Origin of the sequence: Streptomyces hainanensis (assembly GCF_004348415.1) — a bacterium.
GTDB lineage: Bacteria > Actinomycetota > Actinomycetes > Streptomycetales > Streptomycetaceae > Streptomyces > Streptomyces hainanensis.
The window spans coordinates 1-4,506 of the sequence record NZ_SMKI01000561.1; the positions used below are offsets into that span (position 1 = coordinate 1).

A 4,506-nucleotide genomic window follows, 5' to 3' on the forward strand; every position below is an offset into this window, starting at 1 on the left:
CGTCGAGCCCGCCCACCCGGCTGATTCCGTCACTCACCCGAGGCAGGATGTCACGAAAGCCGCTCCGGTTCGTACGCCTCGACCCCTGGCCCTTCGGCCGCCAGCGCGACCAGGCCGGTGTCGGTTCCCGAGGCGTGCACCTCGCCGGCCTCCCAACGGACGCCCCAACCAGCGGAGATGGCCACCCGGTCGCCGTCCGCCCCGGCGACCCACCCCTCGCCCGAGACGACGAGGAAGAGCTGGGTGGCCGGTGCCGCGTGCGCGCCGATCGTGCCGCCAGGCCGAATGGTGAGCCAGGTCAACTCCACCGCACCCCGCGGCGACGCGGCGATCCGGGTGGCGACCACCCCGACGCTCCCGAACCGACCCACGGCCCGCTCCGCCCGGTCGAACCGGAACAGCGAGACATGGGCGGGCGCCGGGGGACGCGGTTCGGTCATGCTCACAGCATGGGCGTGCTCGGCCGTCCGTGACCAGCCGTACGACGTCGAGGAGAAGCGTGCCGACCGGCCGGTGGGGCCGGTCGGGCCGGTGTGATGATGGGTGACGTGGCCGAGGACTCGTTGGTGATGCGTGGACGTCGACTGTGGGAGGGCCTCGCCGGGGTCGACGGCGCGGCGTTCCCCGAGGTTGGCGGCGTCCGGGTCGTCGTGTCGCCGGGGTCGGGGTTCTGCCCGCCCGGCTGGGTCGGCGTGGTCGTGCTGGAGGGCGCGGCGCTGGTGACCGTGCCGGCGCCGGGCCTCGTGGCGGCGGTGGAGCGGGCGGTGTCCGGGGCGCCGCCGGACGCGTGGACGCTCCGGACGGCGTTGAGGGCGGCCGACGTGTTGGGGCCGGCGGCGTTGGCCTATCTCCCGGACGGCGGCCTCCGCCCGGCCGGCGGCCACGTCGACAAGGTGGCGGCGGATCACCCGGGCCTGCGCGCGCTCCTGGCGGCCGTCGGGCCCGAGGACGCCGACGAGGCCGGTCTCGACGCCCTGGACTCCCCGGCCTTCGTGGTGCGCGACGGCGACGGCTCCGTGGCGGCCGCCGCCGGATACCACCGGTGGCCGTCCGCGACCGCGCACCTGTGCGTGTTGACGCACCCTCGGCACCGGGGCCGGGGACTGGCCAGGCGGGTGGCGTCGGCCGCGGTGGCCCACGCCTCGGCGGAGGGCCGGTGGCCGCAGTGGCGGGCCAGGCCGGCGGCGTCCAGGAGGGTGGCCGACGCGCTGGGCTTCCGCGAGATCGGCTGGCAGCTGAGCCTGCGGCCTGCGGTTGAGCCGGCGGCCGGCTACTGACCGACCCGGCCGTCGATGAGCTCGCGGAGGAGGTCGGCGTGGCCGTTGTGGCGGGCGTACTCCTCGATCATGTGGACCAGGAGTTCGCGCAGCGAGACCGGGCCCTGGGCGGTCTGGCCGAGCACGTCCAGGGTCGACGCCTCGGCCACGAAGCGGTCCGCGAAGGCGCACTCCGCGCGCCAGTTCGCCCAGGCGTCCTCGACGAGGGCCGGGTCCGCGGCCGCGCCGTCCCAGTCGGCGTCGGGGGCGTCGGCGGAGGTGTGGTACGGCACGTCCGGCAGGCCCGACATCCGGACGCGGAACCAGCGGCGCTCCACCTCGGCCATGTGCCGCACGAGGCCGAGCAGCGACATGGTGGACGGCGGGACGGACCGCCGGGCCAGTTCCTCGGGGGAGAGGCCGGCGCACTTCAGCTCCAACGTCAGCCGCTGGTAGCGCAGGTACTCCACGAGCGTCGCCCGCTCGTCGCCCAGCGTGGGGCCGCCTTCGCGGGGGTCGTCCTCGGGCGCGAGGAACACGTCCGCGCGCTTCTTCGCCTTGGTCATGCGGACAGGATCGACGCCCGGGGGCCGGGAGGGCCAGGCGTTTTCCCCTGATCACGCACCGTGTGCCGGGTCAGGGCGCCGGGTCAGGGCGCCTGCTCGCGGCCGTCCCGTGGCGCGAAGACCGCCAGGGCCTCCGCGTCGGTGGCGGGGGCGCGCAGGTGGTCGTCGGCCCAGGCGGCGACCCCGGGGAAGGCGGAGTCCCGGCGGAGGCGGGCGACGGCCGCCTCGACGTCGAAGGCCGTGGTGCGCAGCTCGACGCCCGGCCCCAGCAGGGCCCAGTGCGCTCCGGCCCGGCCGTAGGGCATGCCGACGCTGCCGGGGTTGACCACCAGCCGGCCGTGGGCCAGCCGGACGAACGGCATGTGGGTGTGGCCGCAGACCACGGTGCGGACGTCGGCGTCCAGCCCGTCGAAGACCTCCCGCCAGCGGTCGAGCCGCGAGTCGACCACGACGACCTCCTCGTCGTCGCGCGGCGTGGCGTGGCAGAACAGCGTCCTCCCCAGGCCGGACACGTCCAGGGTGCGGGACGTCGGCAGCGCGGCGAGCCGGGCCACGTGGTCGGCGCGCAGCTGGGCGGCGGCCCACGGGGTGATCGGGTAGGGGGCCGGGCGGTCCCGGTCGGTCCGGTGCTCGACGAGCTCGCGGTCGGCGTTGCCGCCGATCCACACGACGCGGTCGCCGAGGTCGGTCAACAGGTCGAGCACCTCGGCCGGTTGCGGCCCGGAGGCGATGTCGCCGGTGAGCACGACCCGGTCGGCGGCGCTCACCTCGGGTTCGGCGAGCACCGCCTCCAGGGCCGGCAGGACTCCGTGGATGTCGGACAGGACGGCTACGCGGGTCGGCATGGGCCCACTCTGGGCGACGACCGACCCGCGCGGCCAGCCGCCTTAGCTGATGGCGAAGTCCGACGCGTCCGACGGGTCCGACCCGTCCGACGGGTCAGACGCCGAACGGCGCCGCGTAGCGGACGGTACCGGTCGGCAGCGGGTGGGCGGTGTCGAGGGCGAGGGCCATCAGCGCCTCGTCCGGGACGTCGAAGGTCACGCCGATGCCGTGGACCGAGGCGCGGGTGAAGCCGAAGCGGGGGTAGTACGCCGGGTGTCCGAGGACGACGACGTACCGCTCGCCCAGGTCCCGCGCGGCCGCCAGGGCGGCGCGGGTGGCCGCCGAGCCGGCGCCCGTCCGCTGGTGGTCGGGCCGCACGGCGACCGGGCCCAGGCACAGGGCCGGGGTGTCGCCGATGTGGCACCGGGTCAGCAGCGCGTGGCCGACGAGGCGGCCGCCCGGCTCCGCGGCGACGAGCGAGAGGCCGTCGAGCCAGGCGGTGTCGTCCGCGCGCAGTGCCTCGACGAGGTCCGCCTCGAGGGCGGTGGGGAAGGCCGCGAGATCGATCTCGCGGATGGCGGGGATGTCGGCGCCGGTCTCGGCGCGCGTGATCCACGTGTGGGTCATGACAGAGAGGATCCGTTCGGAAGTGAGATGCGAGTGGGTGCCGCGACGGCTCACGATCCCGGCGCGGGCGGACAGGACGACGTCAGGCCACGACCCGGGACGTGAGGGAGACCCGGGCGCTGCGCGCGGTGGCCCTGAGCGCGGTCATCAACCTCACCTCCCTCGTTTCTCACTCCTGAACGAACACGAACACGAACACGCGGCAGCGTACACCGCTCCGCCGGCTACTGCCCCGGCGGCGGCTTCAGCTCGCTCGGCTGGACGATGACGAACCCGTCGCCCTGGAGGGCCAGTTGCATCGCCTCGCCCGAGCCGCCGCGCAGCATCGAGCCCATGCTCTGGCTGCGGTTGATCGACGTGTGCAGGTTGGCCGACCAGCCGACCACCGCGTCCGTGTCCACATAGACCGGCGCCTGGGCGGTCACCGGGATGATGATCGGCTCGCCGTCCGAGATCAGGCCGATCCGGCCCTGGCCGGTGAAGTGGCAGTTGAAGAGGCCGCCGCCGGTCATTCCGGCGCCGCCGACCATCTTGATCTCGTAGGAGAGCGTCGGATCGAAGGCCAGCACGTTGCGGCCGTTGATGGACAGCGCCTCGCCCGGCTGGTCGAGATCCATCACGAAGCAGTTCTGCGAGTTGTGCGCGAGCCACACCTCGCCCTGGCCGCGCACCGCCATCAGCGGCAGGCCCTCGCCGGTGACCGCGCGCCGCAGGAAGTTTCCGACGCCCTGCGACTTCACCTCGAACTGCAGGTTGCCGCGGAACGCCACCATCGATCCCTGACGGGCGTGGCACTCGCCGTTCACCACGTACTTGATCGCTTTGGCGTGCTGCAGGGTCATGCCCGGCGCGGTGGGCGGCTGGGCCTGGTATTCGGGTTTGAAAAGATCGCTTCGCACGCCGCCAAGCATAGACTTTGGGTCATTCCCGGGTGAAGACTCGCGCTTTTCGTCGCGTTCCGTAGCTGAGCCGGCCGAAATACGGACCTGGCGAAATTCGCGGGAATTCGACTACGCCGGCACGGTCGCCGGTTCCCACCGGAATGACGAGGCGACGAACGGCGGCGACGAACGGCGGCGCCACACGCGGCGACACGTGCGGCGCACCTGCGGCGACGAACGGGACCCTCCTCCGCCGCACGCCGAGTTGTGAGCACGACGTGGCGCGGCGGAGGAGGGATGTTCCGGCGGGGGTGGCGAGGCGTCGCCCGGGCGTGGGGCCCGGTCGACGGT

The 4,506-nt window shown here is 74.1% G+C and carries 6 protein-coding genes; 1 reads left to right on the forward strand and 5 read right to left on the reverse strand.

The features are described from left to right. Positions 1–50: 50 nt before the first annotated feature. Positions 51–440 carry a cupin domain-containing protein gene (locus E1283_RS32460; protein ID WP_132821746.1) on the reverse strand — a complete coding sequence of 130 codons (390 nt, stop codon included), beginning with the start codon at positions 438–440 and terminating at the stop codon, positions 51–53. 129 nt (positions 441–569) lie between these two features. On the opposite strand from E1283_RS32460, the gene E1283_RS32465 reads away from it, so the two are divergent. Beyond that, the gene (locus E1283_RS32465; protein WP_243745261.1) at positions 570–1,277 is read left to right on the forward strand and encodes a GNAT family N-acetyltransferase; all 708 of its coding nucleotides are present in this window, start codon (positions 570–572) and stop codon (positions 1,275–1,277) included. Here E1283_RS32465 and E1283_RS32470 read toward each other — a convergent pair. The 4 genes from E1283_RS32470 to E1283_RS32485 form a co-directional block, all read right to left on the reverse strand. Then, positions 1,271–1,822 carry a DinB family protein gene (locus E1283_RS32470; protein WP_132821748.1) on the reverse strand — a complete coding sequence of 184 codons (552 nt, stop codon included), beginning with the start codon at positions 1,820–1,822 and terminating at the stop codon, positions 1,271–1,273. The two genes, E1283_RS32465 and E1283_RS32470, sit on opposite strands and share 7 nt — an antisense overlap. Before the next feature lie 83 nt (positions 1,823–1,905). After that, a complete protein-coding gene (locus E1283_RS32475; protein WP_132821749.1) occupies positions 1,906–2,667 on the reverse strand; it encodes a metallophosphoesterase family protein in 762 nt (253 codons plus the stop codon). Between the two features lie 94 nt (positions 2,668–2,761). Further along, positions 2,762–3,274 carry a GNAT family N-acetyltransferase gene (locus tag E1283_RS32480; RefSeq protein WP_132821750.1) on the reverse strand — a complete coding sequence of 171 codons (513 nt, stop codon included), beginning with the start codon at positions 3,272–3,274 and terminating at the stop codon, positions 2,762–2,764. Positions 3,275–3,498: 224 nt separating this feature from the next. Then, entirely contained in the window at positions 3,499–4,173 is a 675-nt protein-coding gene (locus tag E1283_RS32485; RefSeq protein WP_132821751.1) for an AIM24 family protein, read from the reverse strand. Between the last annotated feature and the right edge of the window lie 333 nt (positions 4,174–4,506).